The organism is aff. Roholtiella sp. LEGE 12411, assembly GCF_015206995.1.
Classification (GTDB): domain Bacteria; phylum Cyanobacteriota; class Cyanobacteriia; order Cyanobacteriales; family Nostocaceae; genus Komarekiella.
On record NZ_JADEXR010000126.1, the window covers coordinates 1 to 17,278 of the forward strand.

A 17,278-nucleotide genomic window follows, 5' to 3' on the forward strand; every position below is an offset into this window, starting at 1 on the left:
GATTGGGGGTTGGGGATTGGGGATGATTATTCACATTGTCCCCTTGTGTACTTTGTTCCTTAGTCCCTAGTCTCTAGTTCCTGGAATGGAACACGAGCATCAAAATTGCAGTCTTTGTAGTATGAGAGAATGTTAAACTTATTGGGCTAAATGATTAAAATTCTACAATGATTTAATAAAGATTAAAATTATATTATTATATTATCTCTAAAGGTGTGAGTTAAGTAGTGGATTTAAATAAGTGATGTCTACCTGTTCACCAAGTGTTTACAATCATGAGTCTCAGGCTCTCTGGGCCAGCAAGCTGACCAGGTCTTATTACCAAGACGATCAGCAAGCTAAACTTATGCATCTGCAAGCAGAGATAGACTCTCTATTGGAGCAGTTGCAAAATCTCAAACACCAACGTCCAGATGGTGTTAGCCAAGAGTAATTAAGTTGGTTTCTTGGACTGCGATCGCTAGCATCTTTCTAAATTTAAATTTTAACAAGAGAGTTGCTATTCAAAATGCTGATTTTTTTCTGACCAGCGCCTCAGACTATAATTGTCAGCATTTTCCACAAGTAAAGCTAGGGAATGCGTGTCTGAGAGCTTGGCGATCGCTGTCAATATTTGTCGGTAACTTTCTGCAAAATCTGTATAAATTACTTTACCAGTATCAGACAAAATTAAAGTGCGGGGACGGTATTGCTGATTATTTTCCTCCTGAATCCCGGATTCAGCTTGATTTAAGGATAATATCGCTGCTGCTGAGATAGTTAATACTGTTTCAGGCTTGGCATTATTTGTTAAATCAATTAGCTGAACAGGCCAATAACCCAATTTTTCCTCCATCTGCTCGAAGCTAGGAATAGCGCCAGTTGGAAGATTACCTGACTGCTGTAAGGAACGCCACACAGTTGGTAAAATTGCCTTTACCTTTTGGGGATCTTTTTGATACAGTGCTTCTAAAGTGATTGGAGATGGTTGCACCCATTCTAGCGCTGCACTGGTCAGGGCTAAAGGCCTGGGTTGAAGACGATTGTTTTGATTCTCTGGAATTTTTACCCCAGCAGCTAATAAACGCAAAATCCCACTTCGTAATTGCACTGCTTTGATAGTGGCGATAGTTATTTGCTGTTCTCCATTGGGTAGCCAGACAACTATCTGAATTTTAGGGTCAGAACTGATACCCAAAGTTTGCCAGAAAAATTTAGCCAAGGAAGTTTTGGGGGGCTTCAAGTTCTCAAATGGTGAATTTAGCCAGCGTTTACCGTCATGAAATGCACTTACCTCTATTTGATACCATTGGTCAGCCGTAAGTTTTATCTCTGCTGTGGAATTTAGTTGCAGCCACTCAGCATTATTAACTTGAGTGATTGGTTGTACCGAACCAATAATCTGACTAGGGTGAGTAGAGAGAATTTGCGACTTTTTTCCCTCACTATTGACTCTTGCTAACAAACCTTGAATATATGTAAGAGTGTCTTTTTTGGTTTGTGGTTGGGCATTCAACCAGGAATTAGCATATTCTCCGCCCCGTTTAACTGCTAAAATTAATGCTCCCCAAGCTTGTACCTCCGACCTATTTGGATTCACCCGCAACGCTGCAACTGTGCGATTCCACAACCTTCCCTCGTCGGCTTTAAGTAGGGTAACAATTTCTTGAGCATTATGGGGCGACGCTTCAAATACTTGTAAAGCTTTCCCCCAGCGACCATCAGTCAAATCTGCTAATACTTGTTGACTAGGACTTGCCCAATTTTTTTGAGCTTGAGCTTTGGTAAGTTGAGAGTGTAAGCGAATCAAATCCATTTGCGCTTGCGCCGCTTCTGGTAAAACTCCTTTTCGCTGTTTTTGGACGAATTTCAACCACTCAAAAGCTGGTGTCCACAGTCCGCTACGAGCAATTGATAGGGCATTTTGGTACGCAGAATCCTTGAGAGCTGGTGGATTGAGAGCAATTGCCTCTAATTGAATGGGTTTGAGGAATAACTTTACAGGTTTGACTTGGTAAACTTGTAACTGCGGTTCTAAACCGACTGTTTGATCAATGACTAACTCTTTTTCACTATCACCAGTTACCTCCTGCCATTTCGGCTGTTGTCCATTGGGACTTGTCCAAGACAACATCGATTGTAAGTTGGTGCGTTCTCGATTGTAATATATGATGTTACCGTAAGCGAACGCACTAGTTCCTTGTTGGCGCTTACCCCGCAAAGAAAACCAAATCCCTGGTGATGGTGTAGTACCTTCAAAGCGTTTCACTTCAGTTAAAGGCAGGGTAACATTAGTATCTTGAGGTGCTGAGGTTGCATCCACCACAAAAGATTCTTCTGGGCCAGTTACAGATAGTTGGGTTGCTAGATAGTAGTAATTTTCTGACTGGGATTGGAACTCTGACTCTTGTGAGCGTTGATAAACCCTGAGTTCAACAAGTTCTTGACAATCAGACTGACAATTAGCACGTTGTCGAAAAACTGGGAGTAAAAACGATATTTCTGCATCCCTATCCAAAGCCAGGATTTCCCCAGCTATTTGTTTTTGTTTACTCAGACTGAGTTTAATATCTTTGAGGGTATGGGGACGTTCGTAGTTACCCAGAGGAATTTGTGCCCATTCTGGTAAAACTTTATTCAGCCAACTTACCTGAACTGGATTAAAGATGTAGAGAATGCTAATCCAAGCAAAAGCCATTGCTAAACTAGCACTGCCCAGCAAAATTGCGTAGGCGCAGCCCGTCGTAGACATCGCTAGCGTTGAAAATAGACCATTTCGCGTTTTCGGCTTTTTATCGGTTTTTTTGGCGAGATGTTTAGTTGCACCCACATGAGGCTGATTTCGTTTAGCAGCTTTTGGCATCAGCTTACGCCAGCGATTTGCCATAGTAGTTCTCAATCAATGCTGTGTGTCTTTTTAGGCATTGAGGAGGGTGAGTACTACGTACTAGAGACTGGATAAGCTGTTACGCAAATAAACTTGTATATTTCGCGCTTAGATTGTCAAGAGTCAAAAGTCCACAGTCAAAGGCTAGCTTGAACTTTTGACTCTTGACCTTGGACAGCCTAACCACAAGAATATTTGATCTAGACGCGCATCAGCTTATTAGGTACTTGGTGTACGGAAAAGGAAAACTCTTTCCTAATCCCCAGTCCCTACTCCCCACTACCTAATACCCTGTTATACTCGCGCTTTTAGAAGTTGCCTAGAAGTATTAAGTCTAATTTTGTACAAAAACCGTATATTTCCCCATCTGGACACCAGATAATTGATAATACACTCTCCACGTCCGTATCTGAGTAGAGTATAAAGAAGGCGTGAGTATGGCGGCTGGTTTTCGATGCAGCTAACAGAAGATGAAAAAAAGCTGTTGCAGCAACAAGCGATCGCCCGCAAAACAGATCAAAGTAAAACCAAACGAGCCAAAATCAGACTTACTTGCGAAAAATCCGGATTGGACGGATGCACAAGTCGCACAAACCGTGGGCTGTTCACCAGGCCTCGTCCCTAAATGGCGTAAACGGTAGAGTCCAACTCGTAGCTTGGAAGAAGCACCACGCCCTGGACGCCCTCGCATGTTTCAAGCAATTGTACTAAGTCTACGCGCTCCAGGCGAAACCCTTACAAGTCTTCACTTCATCAAGGCTACAACTTTTGAGACAATGAGAAGCGACTTAATAATCAAGCGCTTATAGTCCACATATTATCGGGTAGAGACACAAACATGAAATTGGCTTACTGGATGTATGCAGGCCCAGCCCACATCGGCACTCTGAGGATCGCTAGTTCTTTTAAAAACGTTCATGCGATCATGCACGCCCCCATTGGCGATGACTACTTTAATGTCATGCGTTCCATGCTATCGCGGGAGAGGGATTTCACTCCGGTGACAACCAGTGTTGTTGATCGCAACGTTTTGGCACGTGGCTCTCAAGAAAAGGTGGTAGATAACATCGTCCGCAAGGATGCCGAAGAACACCCGGATCTGATTGTGTTAACCCCCACCTGCACTTCCAGCATTCTGCAAGAAGATCTGCACAACTTTGTCGAACGGGCGCAGCTGGAAGCAAAAGGAGATGTCATGCTAGCGGATGTGAACCACTACCGCTACAACGAACTACAAGCAGCCGATCGCACTCTCGATCAAATCGTCCAATACTACATTGAAAAAGCCCGCAAGCGGGGCGAATTGCCTGAGGGCAAAACTGCGAAGCCCTCGGTTAATATTATCGGTACTACTACCCTTGGTTTCCACAATAATCACGACTGCACCGAACTCAAACGGTTGATGGCTGACTTGGGAATTGAGGTAAATACTTTAATCCCCGAAGGCGCTTCGGTGAACGACTTAAAGAAAATGTCCAAAGCCTGGTTCAACCTGGTACCTTACCGTGAACTCGGTTTAACCACAGCTCGTTACCTGGAAGAACAATTTGGCACACCTTATATAGACATTACTCCAATGGGTGTAGTGGAAACTGCCCGTTGTATTCGCAAGATTCAGCAGGTAATCAACGCTCAAGGTGCAGAAGTTGACTATGAAGACTTCATCAACGAGCAAACCCTGTATGTATCTCAAGCTGCTTGGTTCTCCCGTTCTATTGACTGTCAAAACTTGACTGGCAAAAAAGCTGTGGTCTTTGGTGACAACACCCACGCCGCCGCCATTACCAAGATTCTGACGCGAGAAATGGGGATTCATGTTGTTTGGGCTGGAACCTACTGTAAATATGATGCAGACTGGTTCCGTGAACAGGTAAGTGAGTATTGCGATGAAGTGCTAATCTCCGAAGATCATGGTGCAATTGGGGATGCGATCGCCCGCGTCGAACCCTCTGCTATTTTCGGAACCCAAATGGAACGCCACGTTGGTAAACGTTTAGATATTCCCTGTGGCGTAATTGCTGCACCAATCCACGTCCAAAACTTCCCCATTGGTTACAAACCATTTATGGGTTACGAAGGCACGAATCAGATTACAGATTTGATCTACAATTCCTTTACTTTAGGAATGGAAGATCATCTCTTAGAAATCTTCGGTGGTCATGATACCAAAGAAGTTATTACTAGGGGAATTTCTGCTGATTCTGATTTGAATTGGACAAAAGATGGTCAAGCAGAATTGAATAAGATTCCTGGATTTGTTCGCGGAAAAGTGAAGCGTAATACTGAAAAATTTGCTCGCGATCGCGGTTTCAAAGAAATCAATGCTGAGGTGTTGTACGCCGCTAAGGAAGCTGTCGGGGCTTAGTTTTTCACCCAGTAAATCAAAATTAGTGGGGAGTTAAGAGCAATCTTAACTCCCCGCTTTTATGAGTTTTTTACGTGTATGCTTAGTTATTTTTACTATTTCACTTTTAGAAGTGATATTTGACAACAAGCTGTTGTGCGTTTAGGGAGCCTGATAAAGCTTCTCTTGCAAGATGTTACCTTATAGCGATGCCTGCGGCAACCCCTCCTGCGATCGCACTATTTTGGTACTTGCACCAACCGCGCTACATCCTCACCAAGTCGAGTAAAATCATTAGCGTTAAGAGTTAGCAAAACATCAACATTTGCCTTTATTGCAGCCTGAGCAATCAAAGCATCGTATATACCTCCCCCTGGAAGATTTAGACTTACCATTCTAGCTATCGTCGCCTGATAATCTTCAGCAGTAAGAACAACTTTATGAGCCTTTTTGAGATTTTCCCCAAGTAATCGCTGTGCTAACGCCGGATTAATTTGCGGATTCGGAGGAAGGCGGGTAAGTATGGCATAAAGTTCGGCTAGAGTATGAGTTGAAATAAATCCTTTTATTTCATCTGTCTGGACACGCTGCAACCAGGGTAAACTCTCTGAGTGCCTAGGATGCTTTGCCACCATTGCTGCAACAAGTACAGAGGTATCAAATAATATTTTCACCAGGATGTAAATTTCTTAATTCGTTCTTTTCTTAAATCATGCACAGATGTTTCCCAGTTTTTTGCGCCTTGAGTTTGTACTACTAATACTCCCTTAACATACTCAATAGGCAAACCCTCACCTAGTTCTTCTGGTTGCCAATCATAAGGTTCATAGCTACCCAAATTTGATAAGTCAGTTTCTAGCCATTGTGCATCAGCTTCTTCACTAACTACAGATAAATTAGATTGCTTATGATTCTCCTTTCGCCACTCTAGAAACTCTACGAAATCTAGAACTTCCTGCTGTGCATTTTCTGGAAGGTGTTTTAGTTTCTCCAAAATCTTTTCTTTAAGAGAATCCATATTTGCAGCCACCATCTTTGCTTAGTAGTGTAACTTATATGCGCCATACTTGAGAGGCTTCACCTTCGCTGGAAGAAAGCGAAGTTTTTGATAATCTTCTTACGTACAAAATTGGTTGTTTTTATTACTTTAATTTGAGGAGCGATGTTTCACGACAATATGCTGTGGGTTTACGAACTCTGACAAAGCTTGTCTTGCAAGATGTTACCTTATAGCGATGCCTGCGGCAACCCCTCCTGCGATCGCATTCCTTAATAACTAAATATACGGATAAATAAAAAATAACACTAAACAAATATCACAATACAAAATTATTACTTCAGGAATCTAATAGGCAGAAGAACCCATCAGAGTGCTAACCGATGTATCTCCGACAACGAAGTAAAAAAAGCATCATTAAACCCTCGCAATCTCTCTTATGAATAACTAGCAGATGCGTGCTAATGTTTTAATCTCATCGTCCTCCCCCCGCGCCTTGCCCTATGCATCTGCAACATTTACACCCACAACACCTTGAAGAATTAGTCAAGAGCAGTGGCATAGATTTACACCTGGCGCAGCTGAATTTTAGGTCTATCCAGGGTGTAACTGCTTATGAGTACCTGTTAATTTCTGAGCTACTTCCCCGCACTAATACGGGAATGGTGAAAAGTAGCTGGTTGCAGCGTTACGCTCATATCACTGAAGGCGGTTGGTGGTGTTCTGGACTAGATCCTCTAAATGATTGGCAGATAATGGAGTGGGGATGCTTTAAACCAAACAAACCTCGGCAGAATAACAATGGTAAGTTTGTTAAATACGAGCATCCCCCTAGTACATCAACACGAGTATTTTGTTTACGGGTATCGCTGCAAATATGGCAGCAAGTCGCCCAGCGTTACAATCTAGCCATGCCTGAAAATATCAATATTACCTCTGATGGCGAAGCTGGGGGTTTTTGGCAATGGGTGATGCAACAGAACATCCCTCTCATCATCTGCGAGGGTGTAAAGAAAGCAGCGGCGCTGTTGACACAAGGATATGCAGCGATCGGTATTCCTGGAATTACTAGTAGTTATCGGGTTGTCAAAGATGAATTTGGCAAAGTCACGCGTCGTCAGCTGATTCCCGACTTAGCGACGTTTGCTGTTACAAAGCGCAGCTTTTACATTTGCTTCGATTTTGAAACTCAACCCAAGAAGATTGCTGCTGTCAATAACGCTATTTCCCAACTTGGTTGTTTATTCCAACAGAAAAATTGTTCGGTTAAAGTTGTCGAACTTCCAGGAGTAGAAAAAGGGGTTGATGAATTTATTGTTGCTAAAGGTGCAACTGCTTTCGATAAAATTTATCGCCAAAGTGTTGATTTAGAAATTTACCTAGCCCAAAGTAAACCCCATACCGAGTTAACAATTCCGGCTACACTCACAATCAACCGTCCCTATATAGGTGAAATACCTTTCCCCACCTCTGGATTAGCGGGAGTTAAATCAGCAAAAGGTACAGGTAAAACTACAGCATTGCAAGCCGTTGTCAAACAAGCTAAAAGTAGAAACCAACCTGTTTTATTAATTACCCATAGAATTATTTTGGGGCGGTTCTTGTGTGAAAAAATTGGTATTCAATGGGGGATAGGAAATGGGAAATGGAAAGATGGGGAAATGAGAGAGAATAACCAATACCCAATGCCCCATGCTCCATGCCCCATTCCAAAATCTTTAGGATTATGCGTTGATTCCATTTGGAAACTTAACCCTGATAATTGGCACGGAGCGATAGTAATTTTAGATGAAGTAGAACAATCTTTATGGCATCTACTCAACAGTAATACTTGTAAACACAAACGTGTCAAAATTCTAAAATTATTCCAGCAGCTAATTGCTACAGTTTTAACAACTGGAGGGTTAGTAATTGCCCAAGATGCTGATTTATCTGATGTTTCCTTAGAGTATTTGCAAGGATTAGCAGGAATTAAATTAGCACCTTGGGTGGTTGTAAATCAGTGGAAACCTCAGCAAGGTTGGGACGTTACTTTTTATGATTCTCCTAACCCAACGCCGCTAATTCATCAACTGGAACTGGATTTACTTGCAGGACGTAAATGTTATGTTACTACCGATAGTCGCTCTGGGCGTTACAGTTGTGAAACAATTGAACGTTATCTCAAAGAGCGGTTACAAAAACTACGACAGCAATTTCCTAAAACCCTGGTAGTTAGTAGCCACACTACAAACACACCTGGTCATGCGGCGGTTGATTTTATAGCAGCTATTAATCAAAAAATCTCTGAATATGATGGCGTTTTTGTGACCCCAAGCCTTGGTACTGGAATTAGTATTGATGTTCAACATTTTGACCGGGTTTACGGCGTTTTTCAAGGAGTAATTCCTGACTCAGAAGCACGACAAGCATTAGCAAGAGTACGGGATGATGTACCACGTGTTGTCTGGTGTGCTAAGCGAGGTATTGGTTTAATTGGTAGTGGTAGTACAAATTATCGCTTGCTGTCTGATTGGTATCAAGAAAATCAAAAAGAAAACTTAGCTTTGCTGAGTCCACTACATAAAATAGATGTAGATTTGCCTTTAGTTCATGACCCTATTCATTTGCGAACTTGGGCAAAGTTGTCTGCAAGAGTAAATGCCTCTATGCGACTCTACCGTCAATCGATGCAAGATGGTTTAATTGCTGATGGGCATCAAATTCAGATGCGAAGCAACGCCGTTCACAATAATATTATTCGAGATTTACGTCTTGCCTTTTTGGCAACTGATACTAATGATTTAGTTACCCGCAGAAGGTTAATTTTGGAAATTGTCAAAGTCCAAAAAGATTGGGTACAAAGCCGCCAAAAGGCTAAAGAAATTAAACGAAAAATTAAAGAGATTAAGCAGCAAAATCAATTAGCAGCAGCGACCGCTGTAGCCAAGGCGAGGGATATTGATTATGTAGAATATGAGCAACTATTAGTTAAACATTCTTTAACTGATGTAGAACGGAATCAAATTAATAAATATCTTCTCGGACAAAGGTATGGGATAGAAGTTACTCCCATATTAAAGTTACAGGATGAACAAGGATATTATAGCCAACTGTTAATTCACTACTATTTAACTCATGAAAGTGAGTATTTTCATATCAAAGACCAGCAAGAATGGCATCAGCAATTATTGTGGGGTGAAGGTAAAGTTTTTCTGCCAGATTTAAAAACTTACACGCTAAAAGTTGAAGCAATGAGAGCTTTAGGAATGCTACAGTTTCTTGAAGTAAAACGAGAGTTTACTGAGAATGACGTTGATTTGATATTGCTTAAACATGTGGCTTTTCAGCATAGTAAACATATAAAAAGAGCGCTTAATATTAACTTAGATAGAGAAAAAGGGCACATTTCGGCGATAAAAATACTCAGCCAACTGTTAAATTTATTGGGTTTGAAGCTGAGGCGGGTAAATCAGGTTTATCAAATTGACTTAGAAACACTCAATGATGGTAGAGAAAAAATATTTGGAGTTTGGCATCAACGAGATGAATTGATGTTGGCTCATGTCAAAAGTGGTGGCTATAGAGTGAGTGATTATTCGTCCAACTTGAAGCTTGAAATAATTTCTCATTTGAATACCACTACCCCAATCCCTATTACCCCTTATCCCCAGTCCCTTTTACAAACCCAAAAATTACATGAATGCTGAAGATTTTTTCAATCAGGGATTAAACAACAATTTGCAAGGAGACTATCAAGGAGCGATCGCAGCTTACACTCAAGCACTCAAGTTAAATCCTAACTATCCAGAAGCATACTATAATCGAGGTGTTATTTTAAGTAGTCAACTTAAAGATGATCGCGGTGCGATCGCTAATTTTGATCGAGCAATAGAAATCAATCCTAATTTTGCCACAGCTTACTGTCACCGGGCTAATGCTCGTTACTTTTTAGCAGATTATAAGGGAGCGATCGCCGATCATAACCAAGCATTACAAATCGATCCCAATTTAGCTGAATCTTACCACAGTAGGGGTAATACCTACTTTGCGTTGGAAGATTATGACCAAGCGATCGCAGATTATTATCAAGCAATAGAAAATAGTACTCAGTTAGCTACTTATATCAATTTTGATATTGCCAAAGCATTTCATAACCGGGGTGTAGCTTGTTTTGATCGCGGTGATTATCAAGGAGCAATTGCAGACTTTCAACAAGCTTTACAGTGGTATCCTCATTTTGCCGCAGCATATAGCAATCGGGGTAATATTCACTATATTTTAGGAAACTATCAACAAGCGATCGCTGATCATAACCAGGCATTACAGCTAGACCCCAATTTAGCAGAAGCCTACCATAACCGAGGTAATGCTCACTATGCTCTAGTAGACTATCAGAGCGCGATCGCAGATTACAACCATGCATTAAAAATTAACCCCTACTTTGCAGGAGCGTACTACAATCGGGGTCTTGTTCTTTCTCATCTCAAAGACTATCACGGTGCAATTGCAGACTTTAACGAAGCATTAAAGTTAAATCCTGATGATGTCCAAGCGTACTACGAACGGGGTCTTGTGCTGAGCATACTTGGGGACTATCAAGGAGCGATCGCAGATTATAATCAGGCATTGCAAGAAAATCCGACTCTAGCTTTAGTTTACGGCTTTCGGGCTAATGCTCGTCGCCAACTGGGAGACTATCAAGGTGCAATTGAAGATAGTAATCGACTATTACAACTTAATCCCCATCTAGCTGAAGGATACTGCGATCGCGCCGCTGCTCGTCGTTTTTTAGGAGATTACAAGGGAGCAATCAAAGATTACGATCAGGCATTGCAGATTAATGATAACATAGCCTCAGCCTACTACGGTCGGGGTATTGCCCGTGAAGCTCTGCAAGATTTCCCAGGAGCAATTGAAGATAATACTCAAGCAATAGAGATTGTTCCCGATTTTTCCCAAGCATACTGTAATCGGGGTAATGCTCGCCGCCTTCTCGGAGATGAACAAGGAGCGATTGCAGATTACGACCAAGCATTACAACTCAACCCCGATTTGTTTGAAGCTTATTATAATCGAGGTTCTACCCGCTATGCTCAGGAAAACTATGAAAGTGCGATCGCAGATTACACCCAGGCTTTGCAAATAAATCCTCAATCTGCTGCATTTTACAGCGATCGCGCCAATGCTCGCTATGCCCTGCAAGACTATCAAGGGGCAATAGAAGATTATAATCAGGCAATTGCCCTTGATTCTAGCTTCGCTGAAGATTGGTTCAACAGAGGTCGTAGCCGTTCTCTATTGGGAGATTTCCAGGGAGCACTTGCAGATTTGAATCAAGCTTTGCAGTATCAGCCTCATTGGACTTCAGCCTACATTGTTCGAGCAGATATCTACCAAAATCTTGGAGAAGACCAAGCAGCAATTGCTGATTTCTATAAATCTGCCGAACTCTATTTTCAAGAAGGAAATACACAGTATTATCAACAAATTATGGAGTTAATCCAACAGCTTCAACAAGATTTGTGAACAACAAAATTCCCAACTTACTTAATTAAGAAGTCGGGAATCTAAACCTTTTTAGGATTGCTATATAGCAACTGTAAGTATCAGAAACACCATAAGTCTACCACCTCAGACCGCTCTGATGAAGGGTTTAACCTTCCCTTAGTGGTAACAAAGTGGAAGAAGCGATAAAAACTCCACACCTTTGATGGCAAATCTATACACTGTCTGTGTATCTGACATCGCTCTCCTTAGATACACAACAATAGGTCACAGCGGCATAACACCCATCCAGTGCTGATTGTCTTATGGTAATCTTAGCAATTCAGTTATTTGTAATTAGTCCTTCTAAGGGAGGAATCGCTGTCAAACTTGAGAAATAAGTGTATTAATCACTATTGCCTATCTCAGGTAGGATTCGATTTGATTTTGTCATCTATCTGATTCTACTAATTTAGAATAAGATTAAATAAAAAATGAGCTATGAAAGATTGGAGCATAAATTTAGTTAAAGGTCTAATATTAATATTGATTTTATTTAATATAGTTTTTTATAGTACAGATACCTTTGCAAATCAGGATAATATGAATCAAGAGGATATTCGGATATTAATTAGTAAAGCCAAAGACGCTTGGATTGCTCAAGATGCTGATGCTCTTGCACAGATGTTTACACCAGATGGTGAAATGATTGTGCCAGGGAAAAAATGGCGAGGACAAGCCATAATTAGAGAAGAAATAAATAATTTTGCTCAGCAGTATTCAGATGTGAAAATTGACATTCAGCGGATTATTGTTGAGAATAACCAAGCCGCAGTTGAGTGGTATTATCAAGACACTCATAAAGCTACAGGTCGCCGCAATCAAGCTGATGATGTTATTGTTGTTGATTTTAAAGATGGTCTGATCAGTCGCTGGCGTGAATATTTCGACACTGAAACACCAGCTAGCAAGCAGTGATGATTGGGATGCGTTCTCGTTCTTCAACCATCTGTTATTTCAGACAATCCATGCTGTTTGAAGTCTACACCTGTTTTAATTCTAAAGTTTTGCTGTAGCTTTGAGATTGCTAGAGAAGTACTAACGCCTATAGCTGGTAGTTATAGAAGGGGTGTAGGCGCAGCCCGCGTAAGCATTGCTCCTCTAGAGCATCAATTCAGTAATCGCAAAAACCCGATTTATTTTCGGTAAAACGACCAATTATCGTTGACTGTAGAGACGTTGCATTGCAACGTCTCTACGAAATAATCGGTTTTTCTCGCCCCTATCTTGAATACTGAATCGGTGTTCTAGCTATCAAGCTATGATGTACTGGAAAACATGTTGCAGTATACAGCCTGAGGTTTTGCATGAAAGTCGCAGTTTTCAGTACAAAAGCCTATGATCGGCAGTTTTTGGAAGCTGCAAATTTTCCCACCCAACTCTCAACGGAGGACACCTCCGCACACCAGTATCTTCATGAGTTGGTGTTTTTTGAACCCCGTTTGAGTAGAGATACCGCCATTTTAGCCGCCGGATTTCCAGCAATTTGCGTATTTGTCCATGACCAAGTTGATGCTCCTACTCTAGAAATTCTCGCCTCACAGGGAACTCGCCTGGTTGTCCTTCGTTGTGCGGGGTTTAACAATGTAGACTTACAAGCCGCAGCAGACTTAGGAATTACTGTTGTGCGTGTTCCTGCTTACTCACCCTATGGGGTAGCAGAACATGCTGTTGGATTGATTTTAAGCCTCAATCGGAAAATTCATCGTGCTTATAACCGCATCCGAGAAGCCAATTTCTCTTTAGAAGGGCTGTTAGGATTTAACCTGAATGGGCGTACAGTGGGGATCATCGGTACTGGAAAAATCGGTCTGATTTTGGGACAGATTATGAAAGGGTTTGGCTGTCATATACTTGCCTATGATGTGTATCGTAATCCAGAATTGGAGGCATTGGGTGGAAAGTATGTCGAATTACCTGAGCTATTTGCCAACTCTGATATTGTTTCCCTGCATTGTCCTCTGACTCCTGAAACTCATCATTTGATTAACGCTGAGACTATAGAACAGATGAAGCCAAGGGTAATGTTAATTAATACTAGCCGAGGCGCACTGATTGATACCCAAGCAGTAATCGAAGGACTGAAATCGCGCAAAATCGGCTCTCTCGGTGTCGATGTTTACGAACAGGAATCTGATTTGTTCTTTGAAGATTTATCTGGTGAAATCATCCAAGATGATGTTTTCCAGCGTCTAACAACATTCCCCAACGTACTGATTACTGGACACCAAGCCTTCTTTACAGAAGAAGCTTTACATAATATTGCCGAAACAACTTTTGCTAATATTACTGATATCGAACAGGGTCGTCCTTGTCCGAATGAAATTCGTGCTCAACCAGAAGTTGAAGCCGAAGCACTGGTTAGGTAATGGGAAAAGAGCGATCGCTAATTAGTATATTCATTTACTGCGAACGATAGGCAACGCGCAGACTTTGCACTAAAATCACCAGGGATGCGATCGCCATCAACCCACCCCAAAACCAATAAGGTAAAATTAAATACTGCTGCATTTGTGCTGTATCCGAAAGTCCTAAAGAACCAGCACTATAGCTAAATAGATAATCAAGTTGATGATACGTACTCACACAAGCTTGTACGCCTAATAATTGAATAGCAAACCCCTGTGCCCAGCGAGGAGCTTTCAAGGCAATACCTAGGATAATCAAACCTAGCAAAGGAATTGCTACCAATCCAAACCAAGAACGCACCCAAATTAATGTTGAAAACAGCAAAAAACTTCCTAAAATTTTCAAACTTAGGGAAGCTGTTTTAAAACTGCGAGAAGCCAGAATCAAAGCCGCACCGGCAAGAGGCGGGGCCATTGGGCCTGCTGCTGCAACCAAAGCCGGGCCAATTGGCCCCAATGACGACCGGATACCATAAGTTGCGACACCAGAACCATTACTAAAAAGCTCTAATTTCTGAAACTGTCCCCCTAATAGCACAGCCATTAAGCCGTGACCCATTTCGTGAAACCAAGTTGCCAAGATCGTAAATGGGTATAAAATATAATCGCCTCCTGGAACTTGCCACAGCAAGGTGGTGGCGATCGCCGCTGCAATCAGCCAAGTTAGCCCCATGCGTTCAACAACTAACGGAGCTTCTTTGTTGAGCAAGGGTTCAAAATCTTTGCCTGGTTTCCTCATGGATCACTTTCCTGAGTGTTCTTTCATCCATCCTAGTGTAATTAATCAAGTACTGGAGTTGCTGGATAATGCAGCAATTTGCACCTCAAAGCGACGGTGGTAAACTTAGACGCTATACAGAACGACTATATTTATCCGCCGCCTTTATGATGCTCTGATTAACAATCAGCTAAGACAATTGAAAAATGAATGTTACCATGTCTCCCTTACCCAAGCTGATGCGATCGCCTGCTCGCAAGCGATGTCGATTCCCCGATGATAGCGGCAGATTATTAATGTAAGTGCCATTGGAACTGCCCACATCTTCTATATAGTGAGCACCTGCTTCAACACGAATATCTGCATGAATCCGCGAGACAATTTCCGAGTTAGGAAAACCTGATACATCTATATCTGGGGGTATACGGTCATTTTGTTTGCCAATATGAATCACACTCAGGTTTTGCGGCAATTCAATTTCTCGGTCACTTTGTACGTGGAACAACCGCGCTGTTACCTGCTGCAATTGAGTTCTGGCAGCAGTTACATTTGATGCTGATGCCGCTGGCAGAGGTGATTGTGGGACTGAAGCCGGTTCAGCAGGTGGTGGAGTCGGGATTTCTTGCTCAAATACGATGGGTTGATCAGGGACGCTTGGTGGTGGCGTTGGGGAGCTGCTTTCTATGGCAGTTTCCTGTGATTGAGCGGCCACTGCTGTTGGTGGTAAAGATGAGCCAACAGGGGGGTGAGAGTTGGTACTACTGATTCCTAAAGGATCTGGTTGTAAAAGTTCTAAAAGTGGATCTGGGGTAACTAAGGGCGGTACTTCCACGGGAATGTCGGGAGCCACTGTTGGTGTTACTGCTGTTGCAACAGGTACAGCAGGTGCTGAGTGCAGATTATAGCCACACTGACCGCAGAAAGCGGCATCCGCCTGCACAGTTGCTCCACAGCTAGGGCAGTTAGTAGTTGCTGGTAACGGCGTATAGCAAGCTTCACACTGGACAGCACCGTCAGGGTTGGGATGATTGCAATTAGGGCAGACGATCATCGATTTTAGCCTTTGTTCAAGATCATCATAAAATATTACTGGCAAGCAGAGAAAACTCCGTAGACGCTTATCCTGTGAGACGGCGCTACAAAAAAAGTTAAAGCGGCCTCTTCCTCCGTAGATGCCACGGACACTTGGACGCCAGTCACCTGCGACGGGAAACCCGTCTTCAGTGCTAGCGAGAGCAACATACTGGCTTCTTAAGTCGAGAAACCCGCCCATGTAAGTGTCCGATCGAGGGCGGCTTGTCGTCAGACAACGGAAGTTCGGCACAGGAGTAACCCTAGCTTTAGATTCTAACAATTACTCCTGATAGGAAGTTTAGGGTTGGAGTTCCAAACCGGCTGCTGCATCCAGCAACCACCTGAGTTCTCCGTGAGGCTGAATCAAGCGGGATGGGTAAGTGAAATCATCAGCTACGGGTGCAAAGACTTGAGCCAAAGCTGGTCGTTTATTAGCACCAGCAACCAAAAAAATCACACTGCGAGCAGAGTTGATCAAAGGGTAAGTGAAGGTTATGCGAGGGTTTCCGTCTTTGTTACCCACAGTAATTAGGCGATCGCGTACTTTTAGAGCCTCTGTGTGGGGAAACAAAGATGCGGTATGTGCATCATCACCCATTCCTAGTAATATTACATCTAATGAAGGAAACTCTCCGGGTGAAGAATTAAAAAATTCTTGGAGATGTTGTTCATACTTAGCTGCTGCTAGTCCTGGTTCCGCTTCCAAAGTCGGTACAGGGTGAATGTTAGCTGCTGGAATATCAACGCGATCTAGCCAAGCGCGACGCGTCATCAGTTCATTGCTATCAGGATGATCTGGTGGAACATAACGTTCATCCCCCCAAAAAACATGAATTTTATCCCAAGGCAGTTTTTGACTAGCGATCGCTTCATACAAAGGCTTAGGTGTACTACCACCAGACAAAGCTATTGTAAATTGCCCCCGCTGACCAATGGCAATTTCTAACTCTGACAAAATCAACTCTAGCGCTCGTGCAACTAGTGCTGGCTGATCTGGTAAAACTTCAACCGTTTTATTCATTGGCTTCAATATCATATTGCCGGCTTCCAGCAATACAATACCGAACTTATTACAATCCCCCTTTTTAACTTTTGAAACTTTTAACATCGAGGACTAGGGACTGGTAACTGAGGAATAAGGTAAACAAGGGGACAAAGTTAATCAATGCCCAATGCCCAATGCCCAATGCCCAATGCCCAATGCCCAATGCCCAATGCCCAATGCCCAATGCCCAATGCCCAATGCCCATTGCCCAATACCCAATGCCCAATGCCCAATGCCCCATGCCCAATGCCCAATGCCCCATGCCCAATGCCCAATGCCCAATGCACATGGCTCATATAC

Annotated in this window: 14 protein-coding genes; 7 read left to right on the plus strand and 7 right to left on the minus strand. The window is 42.5% G+C overall.

Annotated elements, in window-relative coordinates:
• The first annotated feature begins 244 nt into the window (after positions 1-244).
• Positions 245-433 carry a hypothetical protein gene (locus tag IQ246_RS22130; RefSeq protein WP_194005490.1) on the plus strand — a complete coding sequence of 63 codons (189 nt, stop codon included), beginning with the start codon at positions 245-247 and terminating at the stop codon, positions 431-433.
• Between the two features lie 66 nt (positions 434-499).
• Here the strand turns inward: IQ246_RS22130 and IQ246_RS22135 are convergent, their stop codons facing one another.
• Positions 500-2,866 (minus strand): hypothetical protein, encoded by a 2,367-nt coding sequence (locus tag IQ246_RS22135; RefSeq protein ID WP_194005491.1) that lies wholly within the window; start codon positions 2,864-2,866, stop codon positions 500-502.
• A gap of 454 nt (positions 2,867-3,320) precedes the next feature.
• On the opposite strand from IQ246_RS22135, the gene IQ246_RS22140 reads away from it, so the two are divergent.
• Together IQ246_RS22140 and bchB are read left to right on the plus strand one after the other, a co-directional pair.
• Complete coding sequence (locus IQ246_RS22140; RefSeq protein ID WP_194005492.1) at positions 3,321-3,491, plus strand: hypothetical protein; 171 nt, start codon at positions 3,321-3,323, stop codon at positions 3,489-3,491.
• 213 nt (positions 3,492-3,704) lie between these two features.
• Positions 3,705-5,231, plus strand: coding sequence for a ferredoxin:protochlorophyllide reductase (ATP-dependent) subunit B (bchB, locus tag IQ246_RS22145; protein WP_194005493.1), 1,527 nt, complete (start codon positions 3,705-3,707; stop codon positions 5,229-5,231).
• A 218-nt stretch (positions 5,232-5,449) separates the two neighbouring features.
• On the opposite strand, the gene IQ246_RS22150 is transcribed toward bchB, so the two are convergent.
• Both IQ246_RS22150 and IQ246_RS22155 read right to left on the minus strand, forming a co-directional pair.
• Positions 5,450-5,884: a PIN domain-containing protein gene (locus IQ246_RS22150; RefSeq protein WP_194005494.1), complete on the minus strand. Its 435-nt coding sequence runs from the start codon at positions 5,882-5,884 to the stop codon at positions 5,450-5,452.
• A complete protein-coding gene (locus IQ246_RS22155; RefSeq protein ID WP_194005495.1) occupies positions 5,881-6,228 on the minus strand; it encodes a DUF2281 domain-containing protein in 348 nt (115 codons plus the stop codon). The genes IQ246_RS22150 and IQ246_RS22155 overlap by 4 nt, the downstream gene beginning before the upstream one ends.
• Before the next feature lie 482 nt (positions 6,229-6,710).
• Between IQ246_RS22155 and IQ246_RS22160 the strand changes: the two genes are divergently transcribed.
• The 4 genes from IQ246_RS22160 (at position 6,711) to IQ246_RS22175 (ending at position 14,102) form a co-directional block, all read left to right on the plus strand.
• Positions 6,711-9,896, plus strand: coding sequence for a plasmid replication protein, CyRepA1 family (locus IQ246_RS22160; RefSeq protein ID WP_194005496.1), 3,186 nt, complete (start codon positions 6,711-6,713; stop codon positions 9,894-9,896).
• On the plus strand, positions 9,886-11,715 hold the full coding sequence (locus IQ246_RS22165) for a tetratricopeptide repeat protein (RefSeq protein ID WP_194005497.1): 1,830 nt from the start codon (positions 9,886-9,888) through the stop codon (positions 11,713-11,715). Before IQ246_RS22160 ends, IQ246_RS22165 begins: the two co-directional genes overlap by 11 nt.
• Before the next feature lie 459 nt (positions 11,716-12,174).
• Positions 12,175-12,651, plus strand: a complete 477-nt coding sequence (locus IQ246_RS22170; RefSeq protein WP_194005498.1) for a nuclear transport factor 2 family protein — start codon at positions 12,175-12,177, stop codon at positions 12,649-12,651.
• Positions 12,652-13,040: 389 nt separating this feature from the next.
• Positions 13,041-14,102: a 2-hydroxyacid dehydrogenase gene (locus tag IQ246_RS22175; RefSeq protein ID WP_194005499.1), complete on the plus strand. Its 1,062-nt coding sequence runs from the start codon at positions 13,041-13,043 to the stop codon at positions 14,100-14,102.
• Between the two features lie 34 nt (positions 14,103-14,136).
• Here the strand turns inward: IQ246_RS22175 and IQ246_RS22180 are convergent, their stop codons facing one another.
• The 4 genes from IQ246_RS22180 to IQ246_RS22195 form a co-directional block, all read right to left on the minus strand.
• Positions 14,137-14,880, minus strand: a complete 744-nt coding sequence (locus IQ246_RS22180; RefSeq protein WP_194005500.1) for a M50 family metallopeptidase — start codon at positions 14,878-14,880, stop codon at positions 14,137-14,139.
• 169 nt (positions 14,881-15,049) lie between these two features.
• Positions 15,050-15,910: an FHA domain-containing protein gene (locus IQ246_RS22185; RefSeq protein ID WP_194005502.1), complete on the minus strand. Its 861-nt coding sequence runs from the start codon at positions 15,908-15,910 to the stop codon at positions 15,050-15,052.
• A 321-nt stretch (positions 15,911-16,231) separates the two neighbouring features.
• The gene (gene pgl / locus IQ246_RS22190; RefSeq protein ID WP_194005501.1) at positions 16,232-16,954 is read right to left on the minus strand and encodes a 6-phosphogluconolactonase; all 723 of its coding nucleotides are present in this window, start codon (positions 16,952-16,954) and stop codon (positions 16,232-16,234) included.
• A gap of 64 nt (positions 16,955-17,018) precedes the next feature.
• Positions 17,019-17,240 carry a hypothetical protein gene (locus IQ246_RS22195; protein ID WP_194005503.1) on the minus strand — a complete coding sequence of 74 codons (222 nt, stop codon included), beginning with the start codon at positions 17,238-17,240 and terminating at the stop codon, positions 17,019-17,021.
• Positions 17,241-17,278 lie beyond the last annotated feature (38 nt).